Below are 16,863 nucleotides of genomic sequence, written 5' to 3'. Positions count from 1 at the left end.
ATCGAACATCAGCCCGCGCGTCCGTGTTCCTGTGGTGACGAAAAGCGCAAGATTCCCGAAGCCCCCGCCCGGCGGTGGAGGTGTCACCTCGACTTCAGCGGTCGTACACCGGCGGCCCGTAGCTTCCGCTCAATGCGAATCCTGCTCATGGCCGCCCTGGTGCCGCTGCTGATCGCCTCGTCCCCCGGTCCCGCCGAGGTCGTGCCGGTGACCCAGACCCGCGCGTTCGTCGACGACCCGTCCGGGACGCCGGCCAACGCCGACGCGGACGACCCGGCGATCTGGGTGCATCCGCGCGCTGCCCGGCAGAGCGTGGTGCTCGGCACGCTGAAGGAGGGCGGGCTGGCCGCGTTCGACCTGTCCGGTCGGACGCTCGGCACCTACCCGGCGCCCGCGCCGCCGACGCCGGACGCCAAGCCCGGCCGGTTCAACAACGTGGACGTGCTGAGCCGGGTGCCGGTCGGCGGACGGGCACGGGACCTGGCGTTCGTCAGCGATCGCGGTCGGGACCGGATCCGGGTCTACGAGATCGACGGCCGGGGTGCGGCGGCGGGCGCGTCGGTCGTCCGCGACGTCACCGATCCCGGCGCGCGGCCGGTGTTCTCGGCGTCGGAGGAGGAAGTGGACGACCAGCACACCGCGTACGGGCTGGCGGCCGGGATCGTCGGGCGCACGCCGGTCGTCGTGGCGAACCGGCGCAACGAGACCCGGGTGGCGTTGCTGCACGTCGTCGCCGGGCCGGACCGCTCGGTCGGCACCGCGGTGGTGGCCTCGATCGACCTACCGGCGACGTTCCGGCTGCCCGACGGCACCGACTGGACGCCCTGCGGCGAGCCTGGTGAGCGCCCGCAGCTGGAGGGCATGGTGGTCGACTCCCAGCACGGCGTGCTGTACGCGGCCCAGGAGGACGTCGGCATCTGGCGCATCCCGCTGCGCGCCGCCGGGTTCGGCACGCCCGTGCTGATCGACAAGGTGCGGTCGTTCGGCGTGCCGCAGGCCTACGACCCGGAGACCGAGGAGTGCTCGGTGTCGGGCGCCGACCCGGGCTTCGGCGGCAGGCGACTGACGGCGGACGCCGAGGGGCTGGCCGTCGGCGACGACTACCTGATCGCGTCCAGCCAGGGCGACTCGCGGTTCGTGGCCTACGAGCGAACCGGGCGCAACCGGTACGCCGGGGAGTTCGTGGTGGGCAGCGGCCGGGGCAACGACTCGGTGGAGCACTCGGACGGCGCGCACCTCGTGACCGCCGATCTCGGCCGGAACTACCGGGAAGGGCTGCTGGTGGTGCACGACGGCGAGCGCGCCCCGGCCGCCGGTGACGTGGACACCACCGGGTTCGCCTACGTGAGCTGGGCGGACGTGCTGGACGAGCTGGACTGATCCACCGCACACCGGCAGGCCCCCGCCGGTGCGGGGGCCTGCCGGTGTGTTCGGGGCGTCGTCAGGTGTGTGCGAGGCGGGCTGGGCCGCGCCCGGCCGAACCGGGGTCAGCGGCCTTCGGCCGGCGGTTTCGCCATCCCGGCGGGCGGGGTCTGCGGGACCTGCCCGGCACGCGCCGAGGCGCGGCCGGCGCCGGCCGTCACGGGCTCCTGCTCGCGCCGCGGCGTCGGGGCGATGTGCGCCGACTCCTCCTGGATCTTGTTGAGCCAGCCCTCCCAGCGCTGCTGCATCGGCCGGACCAGGCCGCCGCCGACACCGATGATGATCACGCCGGCGACCGTCGCCAGCACCGCGATCAGCACCGGCATGGTCACCGCGACGGCGATGCCGAGCTGGTTCAGCGCCGCGATGACACCGAGCGCGACGATGAAGCCGTACGTGATGTTGCCCAGGATCTTCGTGTACGGGCGGTCGCCCAGGGCGCCGCTCACCAGGCCCTTCAGCGCCTTGCCGATGGCCGCGGCGACGAGCACGAGGATGATCGCCACGACGATCCGCGGCAGGTAGGCGATGACGTCGTTGAGCAGGACGCTCACCGCGTTGCCGGTGCCGAACACGCCGAACGCGAGCTGCAGGGCGATCAGCAGCACGAAGTAGTAGACGATCTTCACGATCACACCGGAGGCGTCGATCGGGGACTTGTCGCCACCGAGGCCGGAGCGCTCGACGAGGCGGCCGAAACCGACCCGCTTCAGGAGGAAGCCGACGGCCTTGGCCAGTGCCTTGGCGATCAGCCAGCCGATGAACAGAACCAGCAGGAAGCCGAGGAGCTTCGGCACGAACGTGGCCACCATCGCCCACGCCTGTCCGAGTCCTTCGGTGATCTGGGTACCCACGACGACCCTCCTTGGCATTTTCGCTTGTGGTGGAGATCGTTTCCCAGTGCGCATCACCCGGCAACCTGAAGTGGTGGCACGAAAGGGTGACTGACGTGGCGGTTCGCGCCCGGACAGTCCAGAGTGGAATCACCGGTGGGGACCGGGGAGAGGGAAACGCCCGGCGCGGGATTCTCGCGCCGGGCGTTTTCGCGTGAGCGCCTTTCGCGTCGGGGATCGCGCGCCGGGGATCGCGCGTTTCCGATCGCGGGCGGATCAGGAACGGGCGGAGAGGACCCGGCCGTCCAGGTACGCCTGCACGTACTGGGCCGACGGTTCCCGCGCCGCGTCCGGCCTCGGGTCGCCGGGGCAGTTCGAGCTGCTGGCCGGCAGCACGCCGTACACCAGGTACCGGTCGACGGCCTTGTCCACGCACACGTTGCCGCGGCCGTAGATGCCGTGCTTGCCCTCGTCCCGCACGGTGATCAGGTTGTGCCCGAGCCGGGTGGCCATCGCCGGGCCGCTCTCGTACTGCGTCTGGGTGTCGCCCTCCGCCTGCACGATCAGCCCGACCGGGTACCCGGCCCGCTTGAGCGACACGGCCGGCTCCGGCGGGGTGAACGTGCGGAACGCGCAGGTGGTCGGCGCCGCGCGGAGGACGCCGTACCCGTACGGGTAGCGGTCCCGGAAGACCCGCATGTCCTCGTAGTACACCGCCAGGTCGGTCGGCCAGTCGACCTCGCACGTCACCGTGTTGAACACACCGGACACCAGGTCGTCCCGCGCCGCCCGCGCCAGCAACGCGCCCGACGGGGAGGCCTTCCCGGCCCCCAGCTTCACCACCGAGTCGGCCAGGTCGGACCACAGTGGACGGTAGCGGCTGCCGACGCCGACCATGGCGTCGAACCTGGTCCGGTCCTGGCCCTCCACCGGTGTGGCCGCGAGCGTGGCCGCGACGCCCTCGACGGTCGTCATCACCTCGTCGGCGGTCGCGCCGAGCTCGAACCGGTCGTGGTGCTGCGCGGCCCACGCGGCCCACGCCTCGACGTTGCGCCGGATCGCCACCCCCTGCGCCCGGAACTGCTCGCGCCAGACCCACTCCGGGTGCACGGACGAGTCGAGCACGCTGCGGTTCAGCCGGTTCGGGAACAGGCTGCCGTACACCGCGCCCAGGTACGTACCGTAGGAGTAGCCCAGGTAGTTCAGCTTCTCCTCGCCCAGCGCCGCGCGCACCACGTCGAGGTCCCGCGCGGTGTTCGCCGAGTTGATGAACGGCCGGATGCCACCGGCCGCGCGGTGGCAGGCGTCCTCGGCGGCCCGTGCCTCGGCGGCCCACTTCGGGAACTCTGAATCAGCCGGTCGGGAGTCCAGCGTGGCGAACTCCGGCACCGTGCGGCACGTCAGCGCGGTCGACCCGCCGACGCCGCGCGGGTCGAAGCCGATCAGGTCGTACACCTCCGCGGCTTTCGTGTGGGCCAGGAACGACGGCATGTCCAGGCCCGACCCGCCCGGCCCGCCGGGGTTGAGCACCAGGACGCCGCGCCGGCGCTCCTGGTCGGTCGCCTGCTTCCGGCTGACGGCCAACGAGATCCGGTCGGCCCCGGGCCGGGTGTAGTCCAGCGGCAGGACCAGTTCCGCGCACTCCAGGTTCTCCCGACACGGCGACCAGGTGAGCTGCTGGCCGTGGAACTCGGCGAGCGGATCATCGCGCGACGAGCTCCACGACGGTGTCATCCCCGTCGCCAGCACCGCGGTCACCGCCAGGCCGACTGACATGTACCTGCGCACGAGCACCCCTCCACGAAGAGCTGGTCCGATTGCCACCGACCGTAAGGCGGCCGGCGCGGAGCGTCAGGCTGTGTCACTCGTTGGTGTCGCCCCTCCCGGCCCATGCGATCGTTGGGGTATGACCAGCTCAGCCGCGCTCTCGCGGGCCACCTTGCGAACGCTGCGACGGGCGTCGGGCGACCTGGCCGCGGCGAGCGTGGCCGAGATGGAGGAACGCCTGCCGTGGTTCCGGCGGATGCCCGCCGACCAGCGCGCGGGCGTGCTGCTGCTGATCCAGAACGGGGTCGCCGGCTTCGTGTCCTGGCTGGACGATCCGCAGCAGGCGATCCGGCTGACCGCCGAGGCGTTCCGCTCCGCGCCCAAGGACATCTCGCGGTGGGTGAGCCTGCGGCAGACCGTGGAGCTGGTGCGGATCGCGCTGGAGCTGTTCGAACGGCAGCTCCCGCAGCTGGCCGAGAACGAGGCCGAGCGCGCGCTGCTGAGCGAAGGAGTGCTGCGCTACGGCCGGGAGATCGCGTTCTCCGCGGCCACCTCGTACGCGGCGGCGGCCGAGGCTCGCGGCGCGTGGGACGCCCGGCTGGAGGCGTTGGTCGTGGACGGGATCGTCCGCGGCGACGCGGAGGAGTCGTTGTTGTCCCGGGCCACCGCGCTGGGCTGGGACCCGGCGGCGGAGGCGACCGTGCTGGTGGGCAACCCGCCGTCGGACGACCCGCCGGCCGTGGTGTTCGAGGTGCGCAGCAGGGCGGCCCGGATCAGCCGGCCGGTGCTGCTGAGCGTCCAGGGTTCGCGGCTCGTGGTGGTGCTGAGCGGCGAGACGGAGCGCGGCGAGTCGCTGGTCCGGATCTCGGACGCGTTCGGACCCGGCCCGGTGGTGGCCGGTCCGACCGTGATGAGCCTGGCCGAGGCGCACCGCAGCGCCAGCGACGCGTTGTCCGGGCTGCGCGCGGTGGTCGGGTGGCCCGCCGCGCCGCGCCCGGTGCGGTCGCTCGACCTGCTGCCGGAGCGCGCGCTCGCCGGTGACCCGGAGGCCGAGTGGCAGCTGGTGGACCGGGTGGCCCGTCCGCTGGAGGACGCCGGCGGCTCGATGCTGGAGACGGTGGACGCGTTCCTGGAAGTCGGGGGCGTGCTGGAGGCGTGCGCGCGGAAGCTGTTCGTGCACCCGAACACGGTCCGCTACCGGTTGAAGCGGGCGACCGAGCTCACCGGGAGGAACGCCAACGATCCCCGTGACGCTCTGGTGTTGCGCATCGCACTGTCCGTGGGGCGGCTGGCCCGCGCCCGCGGTCTTTGGTGACCTGACGAGGGACGCTCGACGGGGTGTGACGGACGACGCATGTCCGGTTTGGGCCGAGTTCGACAACACCTGACGTCGTTCTACGTTCATCTCAGAGTCACATTTGTAGACACCCTACAAACACTGGTCGTTGGTTTCGTCCGTGACAGCATCACCGGACACGGCCGGAAGAGTGTTCAGTGAGCGGGTGATCGCGCTCCTCGCCCCCGGACAGGGGTCCCAGACACCCGGCATGCTCGCCCCCTGGCTCGAACTCGAGGGGGCCGCCGAGCGCGTCGGCGCGTGGTCCGAGGCGACCGGCCTCGACCTCGTCCGGCTCGGCACGACCGCCGACGCGGACGAGATCCAGGACACCTCGGTGACCCAGCCGCTGGTCGTCGCGCTCGCCCTGCTCGCCTACGAGGAGCTGCGCCGCCGGGTCGAGCTGCCCGCCGACACGATCATCGCCGGCCACTCCGTCGGCGAACTGGCCGCCGCCGCCATCGCGGGCGTCATGAGCACCGACGACGCGGTCGCGCTGGCCGCCGTGCGCGGCGCCGAGATGGCCGCCGCGTGCGCGCTGACGGCGACCGGCATGGCGGCGGTGCTCCTCGGCGAGCAGGACGAGGTGCTGGCCCACCTGGAGCAGCTGGGCCTGGTCGGCGCGAACCTCAACGGCGCGCGCCAGATCGTGGCCGCCGGTCCGCTGGACGCGCTGGAGAAGCTGGTCGCCGAGCCGCCGCCCGGCGCGAAGGTCCGCGCGCTCAAGGTCGCCGGCGCGTTCCACACCGAGTACATGGCGCCCGCCCAGGAGGCGCTGCGCGCCCGTGCCACCGGGATCGCGGTGAAGGACCCGGCGCTGCCGCTGCTGTCCAACGCCGACGGCGCTGTGGTGACCGACGGCGCCGAGGTGCTGAGCCGGCTGATCTCGCAGGTGACCAGCCCCGTGCACTGGGACGCCTGCCAGGCGACCCTGGCCGCGAACGGCGTGACCGCGCTGGTCGAGCTGCCGCCCGCCGGCGCGCTGACCGGCCTGGCCAAACGCGAGCTGAAGGGCACCCCCACCTTGGCCCTCAAGACCCCCGACGAGCTGGACCGGGTCGTCGACCTGCTCACCGGGGCAGAGGTGACCGGGTGACCACGTTCTCGATGCCCGCCGGCCCGGCCGGCACCCGCATCCTCGGCCTGGGCAGCTACCAGCCCGAGACGATCGTCAGCAACCACGACCTCAGCCTCCGCATGGACACCTCGGACGAGTGGATCCGGGACCGGGTCGGCATCGCGAACCGCCGGGTGGCCAAGCCGGACGAGCTGCTGGTCGACATGGCCGCCGAGGCGGGCGCGAAGGCGGTCGCCGACGCCGGGCTCGCCCCGTCGGACATCGGCGCGGTCATCGTGGCCACCTGCACCATGCCGACCCAGATCCCGAACGCGGCGGCGCAGGTCTCCGACCGGATCGGGGTCACGGGCTCGCCGGCGTTCGACCTGAACGCCGCGTGCGCGGGCTTCTGCTACGCCCTGGGCACCGCGTCCGACATGGTCCGCGCGGGCACCGCGAAGCACGTCCTGGTGATCGGCGCGGAGAAGCTGACCGACTGGGTGGACCAGGGCGACCGGTCCACCGCGATCATCTTCGCGGACGGCGCGGGCGCGGCGGTCGTCGGTCCGTCCGACGAGCCGGGCATCGGCCCGGTGGCCTGGGGCAGCGCGGGCGAGCTGGCCGACATGATCCGGATCTCCGACCGCGAGTCGTTCATCTTCCAGGAGGGCCAGGCGGTCTTCCGCTGGGCCACCACCAAGATCGCGCCGATCGCGCTGCAGGCGATCGAGCTGGCCGGCATCGAGGTGTCCGATGTGGACGTCTTCGTGCCGCACCAGGCGAACCTGCGGATCATCGAGGCCATCGCGAAGCGCCTGCGCGCCAAGGGAGCCCGCGAAGACCTCGTGATCGCGCGTGACATCGTGGACTCCGGCAACACCTCGTCCGCTTCCATCCCGCTCGCGCTGGACCACATGCGCGCGGCGGGTGAGGTGCGCAGCGGTGACGTGGCGCTGCTCGTCGGTTTCGGAGCGGGCCTGTCCTACGCGGGCCAGGTCGTCCGACTGCCATGACCGCACATCCAGACTCCGGTGGGACCAACCAGCCGGCGAAGCAAGAAGGAAGGGATTTTCAGTGAGCAACGAGGACATCCAGAAGGGGCTCGCCGAGATCGTCGAGGAGGTCGCCGGTGTCGAGGCGGCCGACGTGACGGCCGATAAGTCCTTTGTGGACGATCTGGACATCGACTCGCTGTCCATGGTGGAGATCGCCGTGCAGGCCGAGGACAAGTTCGGCGTGAAGATCCCGGACGACGAGCTGGCCAACCTCAAGACCGTGGGGGATGCGGTCAACTACATCGCCAGCAACGCATGACCAGTAACAACGACGTCGTCGTCACCGGGCTGGGTGCAACCACCCCGCTCGGTGGCGATGTCGCCTCCACCTGGGATGCGCTCCTGGCCGGCCGCAGCGGTGTGAAGTCGCTGATCGGCGGGTTCGCGGAGCGGTTCGAGCTGCCCGTGCGGATCGCCGCGCGGCTCGCGGTCGAGCCGACCGAGGTGCTGCCCCGCGTCGAGGCGCGCCGGCTGGACCGCTGCGAGCAGGTCGCGGTGGTGGCCGCCCGCCAGGCGTGGGCGGACTCGGGGCTCGGCGACGACGGCGTCGACCCCGAACGGCTGGGCGTGATCGTCGGCACCGGCATCGGCGGCGCGATGACGCTGCTGGAGCAGGACGACCTGATCGAGACCGCCGGGCTGCGGAAGGTCTCGCCGCTGACCGTGCCGATGCTCATGCCCAACGGCCCGGCCGCGCACGTCGGCCTGGACCTGAAGGCACGCGCGGGCGTGCACGCGCCGGTGTCGGCGTGCGCGTCCGGCGCCGAGGCGCTGGCCTGGGCGTTCCGGATGCTGAAGTCGGGCGAGGCGGACGTGGTCGTGGCCGGTGGCGCGGAAGCGTGCATCACCACCATCACCATGGCGGGCTTCATCCAGGCCCGGACCATGAGCACCCGCAACGACGACCCGGAAGCCGCGTCGCGCCCGTTCGACGTGAACCGGGACGGGTTCGTGCTCGGCGAGGGCGCCGGGATCATGGTGCTGGAGCGCGAGGAGTTCGCCCGTGCCCGCGGCGCGCGGATCTACGGCAAGCTCGCGGGCATCGGCACCAGCTCCGACGGCCACCACATCACCGCGGCGGACCCCGACGGCATCGGCCAGTCGCGGGCCATCACGAAGGCGATCCAGGTCGCGGGCGTGGACAAGGCCGACGTCGGCCACGTCAACTGCCACGCGACGTCCACTCAGGTGGGCGACGTGATCGAGCCGAAGGCGGTGCAGCGGGCGATCGGCGACCACCCGGTGCTGACCGCGCCCAAGGGCAACCACGGCCACCTGCTGGGCGCATCGGGCGCGGTGGAGGCGATCACCACGCTGCTGTCGGTCCGCGACGGCATCGTGCCGCCGACGCTGAACCTGGTGGACCAGGACCCGAAGGTGCACCTGGAAGTCGTCACCGGTGAGCCGCGCAAGATCGACCTGGTGGCCGCGGTGAACAACTCCTTCGGGTTCGGCGGGCACAACGTCTCGCTCGTGTTCACCCAGGCCTGACAGACGTCTACGAGGAGCTTCGCGATGACCGCTCTTGCGTCCCGCCCGGCGAACCCGGAGGCGGATGCCGCACTCGACCCGCGCGACCCGGAGGTCCGGCTCGCGCAACTGCTGGACCCCGGTTCGATCGCGCCGTTGCGGCCCCGTGACGGCAGCGGCATGTACGCCGTGCGGGGGCGCGTCAACGGCGCGAAGGTCGTGGCCTACTGCAGTGACGCCACGCGGATGGGCGGGGCGCTCGGGTCCGAGGGTTGTCGGCACATCGTGGAGGCGATCGACATCGCGGTGCGCGAGCGCACCCCGGTGATCGGCGTCTGGCACTCCGGCGGCGCGCGGCTGCCGGAGGGCGTGGAGTCGCTGGACGGCATGGGCCAGATGTTCGCCGCGATGATCCGGGCGTCCGGCCGGGTGCCGCAGATCTCCGTGGTGGTCGGGCCGGCGGCCGGCGGCGGGGCGTACGGGCCGGCGCTGACCGACGTGGTGATCATGGCTCCGGCCGGCAAGGTCTTCGTGACCGGGCCGGACGTGGTCCGGTCGGTGACCGGCGAGCAGATCGACATGGACGGACTGGGCGGCGCGGAGGCGCACGGGCGGAAGTCCGGTGTGGTGCACGTGATCGCCTCGGACGAGCCGGACGCCTACCAGCGGGCGCGCCGGATCACCGGGCTGTTCGCCCAGCCGGGGGTGTTCGACCTGCACTCGGTGCCGGACGGCGACGACCTGCGGGCGTTGCTGCCGGAACAGCCGCAGCGGGCGTACGACGTGAAGCCGCTGGTCGCCGCGATCCTCGACGCGGACTCGTTCGAGGAGTTGCAGGCGAAGTGGGCGCCGAACATCGTGGTCGGCCTCGGCCGGCTCGGCGGTCGGACGGTCGGCGTGATCGCGAACAACCCGATCCGCAAGGGCGGGTGCCTGGACTCGCTGTCGGCGGAGAAGGCGGCGCGGTTCGTCCGGATGTGCGACGCGTTCGGCGTGCCGCTGCTGGTGCTGGTGGACGTGCCGGGGTACCTGCCGGGCGTCGGCCAGGAGTGGGACGGCGTGGTCCGGCGCGGCGCGAAGCTGCTGCACGCGTTCGGTGAGGCCGTGGTGCCGCGGGTGACGCTGGTGACGCGGAAGTCGTACGGCGGCGCGTACATCGCGATGAACTCGCGTTCGTTGGGCGCGACGGCGGTGTTCGCGTGGCCGATCGCGGAGGTGGCCGTGATGGGCGCCAAGGCCGCCGTCGGCATCCTGCACCGCAAGAAGCTGGCGGCCGTGCCGGACGAGGAGCGGGAGGCGTTGCACGCTTCGCTCGTCGAGGAGCACGAGCGCATCGCCGGTGGCGTGGAGCGCGCGATCGCGATCGGCGTGGTGGACGAGGTCGTCGAGCCGACCCGGACCCGCCGCAAGCTGGCCCAGGCACTGGCCGCCGCCCCCGCCGGCCGCGGCGCGCACGGCAACATCCCCCTGTAACCCTGCCGGCTCGACCGGCCCCAGCTCCGCCGCACCGCGGTGGGGTCGTTCCGTCGGGGGGCGACCCCACCGCGCATGTCGCGGTGCCCGACCGGGGCTTTCGCGGTGCCCGAGCGGACGACTCGCGGTGTCCGAGTGGAGGACTCGCGGGTCGTCAGCAGGGGGCGAACTGGGAGGTCGAGCCTTCGGTGCCCAGGTCCACGCGGAGGCCACCGCGTTCCTCCTGCAGCGGGTAGACGACGCGCCAGTTGATGCAGTCGGCCTGGAGTTCGGCCGGCGCCTTGGCCACGTCCTGGGTGCTGGTGAACGTCATGAGCACGCGCAGCCTGGTCGGCGAGACGGACTCGACTCGGTGCACCAGGATCGAGCCGTCCTGCGAGCTCTCGTAGTCCGACACCCAGCGGGACTTCGGTGTCTGGCTCACCCGGTGCGCCGTCACGGTCTTGGCCCACTCGTCGTAGTCGTGGTCGTTGATCGCGTCGAAGAACTGCTGGAGCACTTCACGCACGCGTTGGCCGTCCGGGTGCTGCGACGCGTCGATGCTCAGCTGCACGGTGCCGCTGCCCGGCTGGGCACTGCGCGGCACGCGGCTGGACGGCCCGGAACTCGGCACCGCGATCTGGTCGCCCTGCGCCTGCACGGGCCGCTGGTACACCTCGCGCGCGAGCACACCGACACCGGCCGTGGCGGTGGCGACCACGAGCACGACGGGCAGCAGCAGACGTGCGGACACAGCACGAGCGTGCCACAGCGACCGTGCGCGTGAAGCGAAACCCGGTGACCTCCGGACCCCGGTGACCTCCGGACGGAGAACAGCACGACGGCCGGGCGCCGTCGACCGGCTCAGCCGACGCGGTGCAACCAGGTGACGGGTGCGCCATCACCCGCGCGCCGGAACGGTTCCAGGGCGTCGTCCCACGCCGCGCCCAGGATCTCGTCCACGCCGTGCGCGAACGACTCGCCGCCCCTGCTGCGGGCGGCCAGGGCTCGGAGTTGGTCTTCGGACACGACGATGTCACCGTTGGCGCTGGTGCGCGCATGCCACAGGCCCAGCACGGGCGCGAAGCAGTACCGCACGCCGTCCACTCCCGGACTCGGGTCTTCCGTCACCTCGAACCTGAGCATCGGCCACGCCCTGAGGGCGGACACGAGTCTGGCCCCGGTGCCGGCATCGCCGGTCCAGTTGCATTCGGCGCGCAACTGTCCGGGCGCCGCGGGCTGCGCCGCCCACTTGAGGTCCGCTCGCTCACCGAGGGTGCCCGAGATCGCCCACTCGACGTGCGGACAGACCGCAGACGGCGACGAGTGGACGTAGACCACGCCACTGCTGCTGCCACGGGTGCTCACAGCTGACCTCCGCTACTCGACGAGGGACGTCTTCCCCTACGGCCTGTCGATGGAGCGGACGATCTTGTGAATTCCCGACTTGGTCATTCTGCCCGCTACGGCTGCGGTCCGCCATAAGAACCATCGCGTTCCTCACCCGGGCGGGTCGGATACAGGACTTTCGACCCTAAAACGACGACCTCGCGGCCCGGGTGCGGGCCGCGAGGTCACTTTCCGGGATCGCCCGGACACGGTGATGTGATCGGTGGTTGATCAAGACCGGCAGATCAAGACCGGCAGATCAAGCCGGGCAGATCGAGCCGCGCTGATCAGGCTGCGCCGAGCACGCGGGCCGCGGCGACGACGTCGACCAGGCCCGTTCCCCTGTCGTGGCTGGAGGTGTGGGGTCCGACGGCCCGGTAGCCGGACCCGTACTTGTGCGCCGTCGACTTCAGCGCCGCCTCGACCTGCGCGGGAGTGGCGGACGGGTTCGCCTGGAACAGCTGCGCCACGATGCCGGTGACGTGCGGCGCGGCCATCGACGTGCCGCTGATCGTGTTGAAGGTGCCGAGGTCGAGCAGGCCCGGCCCGTGCTGCGGCTGCAGCCCGGTCGCGCAGATCACCAGGTACGGCCGGCAAGCCGAGGTGATGTCCTCGCCCGGCGCGGAGATGTCCGGCCACGTCGAGGAGTCCGTCGCGAGGCCGCGCGACGAGAACTCCGACACCGCGCCGTCCCGGGTGCCGGTGCCCAGGTCGTGGTACGACGCCACGGACAGCACGCCGGGCGTCGGGTCCTGGCCGGGCGGGTTGGACAGGTTCGCGCTGCCGTCGCCGCCGTCGTTGCCGTTGGCCCACACCGTCACGACGCCCTCGGCCGCCAACGCGCGCTGGAGCTTGACCGTGGTCGAGTTCGGGTCGAACGCGCCGCCGCCGGACGGGCCGTACGAGTTGTTGATCGCCTTGATCGGCGGGCACACCGACGCCGGGACGCCCGCGCCGCAAGGAGCCCGGTGGTTCTCCAGCACCCAGTTCAGCGCCGCGTCCGCGCCGATGATGAACAGCACCGCGCCGGTGGAGATCACCACGGCCTTCGCGCCGGGAGCCGCGCCCCGCACCACCGTCCCGTCGGTCAGCGTGGTGTCGCCGCCGACCGCGATGCCGGTGACGTGCGTGCCGTGGCCGCCGACCGCGAGCAGGTCGGTGTCCACGGTGGTCGGCACGTCGAGGATGCAGCCGGTGCCGGGGTTCGCCTCGTCCAGGCAGACGCTCTTGAGGTTGCGGACGATCTTGGTCTGGCCGTTCGGCTGCCGGAACGCCGGGTGCGTCGGGTCGACCCCGGAGTCGATCACCGCGACGGTGACGCCGCTGCCGTCGAGCGCCTGGCCGTTCGGGCCGGTCAGGGTCCGGCGCGCTTCGAGCCCGCGGGTGGCGGTGTGGGACGTGGAGCCGGTGAACTCGATCGGCCGGTTCGCCTCGACGTACGTCACGCCGGCGGCGGCACGGGCGGCGGTGATCTGCGCGGCGGTGCCGCGGGCGGCGACCACGCCGATGCGGTCGAAGCTGGTGATGCGGCTCAGGCCGGACCCGCGCACGGCGCGTTCGGCGGCGGCGAGATCGGTGCCGTGGACGAAGACGGTGCCGGCGGCACCGCCGGACAGCTGACTGGCGGGCAACGTCGAGACGGGGGCGAGCAGACCGGCCGAGGCGGACGGGACGACCGCGACGGACAGCGCCAGCGTTCCCGCCGCGAGCAGGGCGGCGTTGCGCTTCACTGTCGGACCTCCGATGCGGGGTTGGACGACCGACCAACGAGCCACGGCCGTCCAGGTGATGGGTGTCACGCGACGTCGTCTCCCCCGATGCGCCCGACGACCCGGCTGCCAACGGCGCTACCGTGTCCGACCGTGTGGAACGGTGTGGTGTTGTGCGGCTGATCCGACTCGGGAGCGAGCCGTCCGAAGTGGGCGCTGACGTGCGCGCCGCGTTGAGCACGTGGGGTGTGGGCGACGCCGTGCTGGGCGGCGTCGCGCTGCTCGGGGTGCGTCCGCCGGACTGCCCCCGCGTCCTGGACGCGGTCATCGTGCTGCCACGGGGTGTGCTCGTCGTCGTGGGCGTGGACCTGCCCGACCCGGCCGTGCGGCTGGAGGCGCCGCTGAACGGGCAGTGGAAGATCGACGGCTGGCCGCTGACCCGTCCCGACGGCGCGATGAGCCCCGCCGCCGAGGCGCTGGAGGCCAGCACCGCCGTCGGCCGCCGGATCCAGGACATGCGCGGCGAGCCGCTGCCGGTGACGACCGTGGTGGCCGTCGGCCCGTACGTCGGCCAGGTCGTGCAGCCGACCGTGGACCTCAACCGGGGCGTGCGCGTCCTGCACCCCAAGCCGACCACGCTGCTCGCCGCCGCGCGCGAACTGGCCACCAGCGACCGGCCCTGCACGGCCGACCACGCCGCCAAGCTGGTCGCGGTGCTGGCGCCGACCGGCTCGCCGCCCGACCGGCGGGCGCTGATCGCCGAGGGTTTCTCCGACGCGGCGGCCGACCTGGCGTCGGCCAGCACGATGCTGCTGCCGAAGATCGCGGTGGCCCCGACCCGGCGCAAGCTGGTGCCCTACGTGGCCGGTGCGGTCGTCGGCGTGCTGCTGGTCATCGCCCTGATCGCGTCGCTGTCGTCGGGCAACACGGCGGACAGCGCGGCCTCCACCCCTCCTTCACCGCAGCCGACGACGGTCGTCGTGGACGGCCGGAACTTCTCGCCCCGCGGCGCGGACCGCACCGAGGACTGCGCCGGGCACGCGTTCGGCGACGTGCGGGCGTGGCTGTCCGGGCACATGTGCATGCAGCTGAGGCGCGCCCAGTACGAGACAGCGGTGGACGGCCGCGAGGTCGGCGTGGCGATCGCCGAGCTCAGCCTGCCGGACGCGACGCGCGCCGGCGAGCTGCACGCGATCGCGTCGACGGCGGGCTCGGGCGGCGTCAAGCCGTTGGTCCAGGACGGCAAGGGGTGGCCCGGCGGGCCGAAGTCGTTCGACCGGTCGGTGATCCGGGTCTCGGTGAAGGGCGCGCTGCTGCGGATCACGCAGGTGGTGTGGGCGGAAGGCGAACCGGATCCGGCCGCGCCGGAGCTGGTGGAGATCGCCGAGCAGGGCTTGCGGCTGCCCGCTGCCCAGGGGTGACGCCCAGGGGTGACGCGGTGCTCAGCGCCCGGTGCGCGCCATGCCGACGCCGATCAACCCGAACGCGACGTGCAGCACGATCACCAGCCCGGCCACCGCGACCAGCGTTTCGGTGCCCGGTTTGCCGGTGATCAGGCCGAACGAGAACATCCACCCGCCGACCGCGATGGCGAAACCGGTGAACATCACCGATCTCGGCACGTGGGCCAGGCAGAACAAGGCGTGGGAACGCGCGCGCAACAACGTGGAGAGCACGACCGGGATAACCAGGAACCCCGGCAGGTACACCGCGGTCGGCGGCCACGAAGGTCCGCCCGGCAGGAACGTGGTCGCGATGACGAAGGCGCACCAGAGCACCGCGCCCATCGCGACTGCCACAGTTCCCCTGGTCACACCCGCAGTGTAATGAGCTGGAACCGCACTTTTCGGTTCAGACGCTTTATGGCCGCAGCGTTTGTACGGCACTCGGGCGATCGCAGGCACGCTATACCGCTCAATCGTGTACGCAGCGTCAGTGTGTCGACAGGGTCGGGCGAAGTCCCACGCCCACCACCCGTGTGCGCTACAACCCGTACGCCTCCAACAGCCGCAACCAGACCTCGCTGATCGTCGGGTACGCCGGCACCGCGTGCCACAACCGGTCCACGGTGACCTCGCCGACGATCGCGATGGTGGCCGCGTGGACCAGCTCGGCGACGTCCGGACCGGCGAACGTGACCCCGACCAGCGTGCGCTTGCGCTCGTCCACGATCATCCGGGCCTTGCCCCGGTACCCGTCCGCGTGCAGGGACGACCCTGCCACGGCGATGTCCAGGTCGATCACCCGGATGTCCAGCCCGGCCTCTCGCGCCTGCGCCTCGGACCAGCCCACCGACGCCACTTCCGGGTCGGTGAAGACGACCTGTGGCACGGCGGTGTGGTCGGCCGTGGCGACCGGCGCGGTCCACGGTTCCGGGTTGGTCGCGCCGGTGACGATCGCCGTCCCGACCGCCCGCGCGGCGTACTTGCCCTGGTGGGTGAGCAGCGCGCGGCCCGTGACGTCGCCCGCCGCGTACAGCCAGTCCACTCCGGACACCCGGCCGGTGTCGTCGACCTCCAGCACCTCGCCCGCGGTGAAGCCGAACTGCTCGACGCCGAGGTCCGAGGTGGCGGGCCGGCGCCCGGTCGCGATGAGCAGGTGCGCGCCGGACACCGACGAGTCGTCGGACAGCCGCAACGACACGCCGCCGTCCGAAGTGGACACACCGGTCGCCCTGACACCGGTGACGACCCGGACGCCGTCCTCGCGCAGGCCCTCGGCGACCAGGTCGCCCGCGAAGGCCTCGAACCTGGGCAACGGCCGTTCGCCGGAGACCACCAGCGTGACCTCCGAGCCGAGCCTGGCCCACGCCTGCGCCATCTCGACGCCGACCACGCCGCCGCCGAGCACCACCAACGACGTGGGCACCTCCTGCGCCGAGGTCGCCTCGCGGGACGTCCAGTAGGGCACGTCCGACAGGCCGGGGAGCGACGGGACCCGCGGCACGCTGCCGGTGCACACGACGACCGCCTTCGCGGCGGTCAGCACCCGGCCGTCGACCTCGACCCGCCGCTCCCCCGCCAGCCGGCCACGGCCGCGGACCACGGTCAGCCCCGCGCCCTCGGCCCACTCGACCTGGCCCGAGTCGTCCCAGTCGGAGGTGAAGCCGTTGCGGCGCTTCAACACCTCCGCCGGGTCCAGCCGGTCACCGACCGGCACGCCGGGCAGCCGGCGGGCGGCGGCGAGCGCGTGACCGGGGCGCAGCAACGCCTTGCTCGGCATGCAGGCCCAGTACAAACACTCACCGCCGACGCGTTCGGCTTCCACCAGCGCGGTGCGGAGTCCGCCGGCGGCGGTCCGGGCGGCGGCGTTCTCACCCACCGGCCCGCCGCCGATCACGATCACGTCGAAGTCGTCGCTCACCGGTCCACCC

15 protein-coding genes are annotated in these 16,863 nt (G+C 72.4%); 8 read left to right on the top strand and 7 right to left on the bottom strand.

The features are described 5' to 3' along the window. The first annotated feature begins 132 nt into the window (after positions 1 to 132). Positions 133 to 1,380, top strand: coding sequence for a phytase (locus ACRAKI_RS07420; protein ID WP_447006300.1), 1,248 nt, complete (start codon positions 133 to 135; stop codon positions 1,378 to 1,380). A gap of 107 nt (positions 1,381 to 1,487) precedes the next feature. On the opposite strand, the gene ACRAKI_RS07415 is transcribed toward ACRAKI_RS07420, so the two are convergent. Both ACRAKI_RS07415 and ACRAKI_RS07410 read right to left on the bottom strand, forming a co-directional pair. Next, positions 1,488 to 2,276 (bottom strand): mechanosensitive ion channel family protein, encoded by a 789-nt coding sequence (locus ACRAKI_RS07415; RefSeq protein ID WP_447006299.1) that lies wholly within the window; start codon positions 2,274 to 2,276, stop codon positions 1,488 to 1,490. Positions 2,277 to 2,531: 255 nt separating this feature from the next. Then, positions 2,532 to 4,043: an alpha/beta hydrolase gene (locus tag ACRAKI_RS07410; protein WP_447006298.1), complete on the bottom strand. Its 1,512-nt coding sequence runs from the start codon at positions 4,041 to 4,043 to the stop codon at positions 2,532 to 2,534. A gap of 118 nt (positions 4,044 to 4,161) precedes the next feature. On the opposite strand from ACRAKI_RS07410, the gene ACRAKI_RS07405 reads away from it, so the two are divergent. From ACRAKI_RS07405 to ACRAKI_RS07380, 6 genes are all read left to right on the top strand, one after another. Further along, positions 4,162 to 5,337: a PucR family transcriptional regulator gene (locus ACRAKI_RS07405; protein ID WP_447006297.1), complete on the top strand. Its 1,176-nt coding sequence runs from the start codon at positions 4,162 to 4,164 to the stop codon at positions 5,335 to 5,337. Between the two features lie 187 nt (positions 5,338 to 5,524). Then, a complete protein-coding gene (locus tag ACRAKI_RS07400) occupies positions 5,525 to 6,454 on the top strand; it encodes an ACP S-malonyltransferase (RefSeq protein ID WP_447006296.1) in 930 nt (309 codons plus the stop codon). Positions 6,455 to 6,465: 11 nt separating this feature from the next. Continuing rightward, a complete protein-coding gene (locus ACRAKI_RS07395; RefSeq protein WP_447008357.1) occupies positions 6,466 to 7,428 on the top strand; it encodes a beta-ketoacyl-ACP synthase III in 963 nt (320 codons plus the stop codon). Between the two features lie 61 nt (positions 7,429 to 7,489). Then, positions 7,490 to 7,729, top strand: coding sequence for an acyl carrier protein (locus ACRAKI_RS07390; RefSeq protein ID WP_053720023.1), 240 nt, complete (start codon positions 7,490 to 7,492; stop codon positions 7,727 to 7,729). Then, on the top strand, positions 7,726 to 8,961 hold the full coding sequence (locus ACRAKI_RS07385) for a beta-ketoacyl-[acyl-carrier-protein] synthase family protein (protein WP_447006295.1): 1,236 nt from the start codon (positions 7,726 to 7,728) through the stop codon (positions 8,959 to 8,961). The genes ACRAKI_RS07390 and ACRAKI_RS07385 overlap by 4 nt, the downstream gene beginning before the upstream one ends. Before the next feature lie 24 nt (positions 8,962 to 8,985). Next, complete coding sequence (locus ACRAKI_RS07380) at positions 8,986 to 10,413, top strand: acyl-CoA carboxylase subunit beta (protein ID WP_447006294.1); 1,428 nt, start codon at positions 8,986 to 8,988, stop codon at positions 10,411 to 10,413. Between the two features lie 154 nt (positions 10,414 to 10,567). On the opposite strand, the gene ACRAKI_RS07375 is transcribed toward ACRAKI_RS07380, so the two are convergent. The 3 genes from ACRAKI_RS07375 to ACRAKI_RS07365 form a co-directional block, all read right to left on the bottom strand. Next, positions 10,568 to 11,146 carry a hypothetical protein gene (locus ACRAKI_RS07375; protein WP_447006293.1) on the bottom strand — a complete coding sequence of 193 codons (579 nt, stop codon included), beginning with the start codon at positions 11,144 to 11,146 and terminating at the stop codon, positions 10,568 to 10,570. Between the two features lie 110 nt (positions 11,147 to 11,256). Then, the gene (locus ACRAKI_RS07370; RefSeq protein ID WP_123743506.1) at positions 11,257 to 11,760 is read right to left on the bottom strand and encodes a DUF3145 domain-containing protein; all 504 of its coding nucleotides are present in this window, start codon (positions 11,758 to 11,760) and stop codon (positions 11,257 to 11,259) included. A 308-nt stretch (positions 11,761 to 12,068) separates the two neighbouring features. After that, positions 12,069 to 13,511, bottom strand: coding sequence for a S8 family peptidase (locus tag ACRAKI_RS07365; RefSeq protein WP_447006292.1), 1,443 nt, complete (start codon positions 13,509 to 13,511; stop codon positions 12,069 to 12,071). Positions 13,512 to 13,663: 152 nt separating this feature from the next. On the opposite strand from ACRAKI_RS07365, the gene ACRAKI_RS07360 reads away from it, so the two are divergent. Next, a complete protein-coding gene (locus ACRAKI_RS07360; RefSeq protein WP_447006291.1) occupies positions 13,664 to 14,911 on the top strand; it encodes a hypothetical protein in 1,248 nt (415 codons plus the stop codon). Between the two features lie 21 nt (positions 14,912 to 14,932). On the opposite strand, the gene ACRAKI_RS07355 is transcribed toward ACRAKI_RS07360, so the two are convergent. Further along, complete coding sequence (locus tag ACRAKI_RS07355; RefSeq protein ID WP_447006290.1) at positions 14,933 to 15,304, bottom strand: hypothetical protein; 372 nt, start codon at positions 15,302 to 15,304, stop codon at positions 14,933 to 14,935. Positions 15,305 to 15,473: 169 nt separating this feature from the next. Further along, entirely contained in the window at positions 15,474 to 16,835 is a 1,362-nt protein-coding gene (locus ACRAKI_RS07350) for a dihydrolipoyl dehydrogenase family protein (RefSeq protein ID WP_447008356.1), read from the bottom strand. Positions 16,836 to 16,863: the final 28 nt, after the last annotated feature.

Source organism: Saccharothrix isguenensis, assembly GCF_052936305.1.
Note: the sequence above shows the minus strand (reverse complement) of the source record. Positions and strands in the feature narration are given on the sequence as shown.

Coding starts and splice junctions, on each gene's coding strand:
- ACRAKI_RS07420 (WP_447006300.1), top strand. CDS start 133: ATGCGAATCCTGCTCATGGCCGCCCTGGTGCCGCTGCTGATCGCCTCG.
- ACRAKI_RS07405 (WP_447006297.1), top strand. CDS start 4,162: ATGACCAGCTCAGCCGCGCTCTCGCGGGCCACCTTGCGAACGCTGCGA.
- ACRAKI_RS07395 (WP_447008357.1), top strand. CDS start 6,466: ATGCCCGCCGGCCCGGCCGGCACCCGCATCCTCGGCCTGGGCAGCTAC.
- ACRAKI_RS07385 (WP_447006295.1), top strand. CDS start 7,726: ATGACCAGTAACAACGACGTCGTCGTCACCGGGCTGGGTGCAACCACC.
- ACRAKI_RS07380 (WP_447006294.1), top strand. CDS start 8,986: ATGACCGCTCTTGCGTCCCGCCCGGCGAACCCGGAGGCGGATGCCGCA.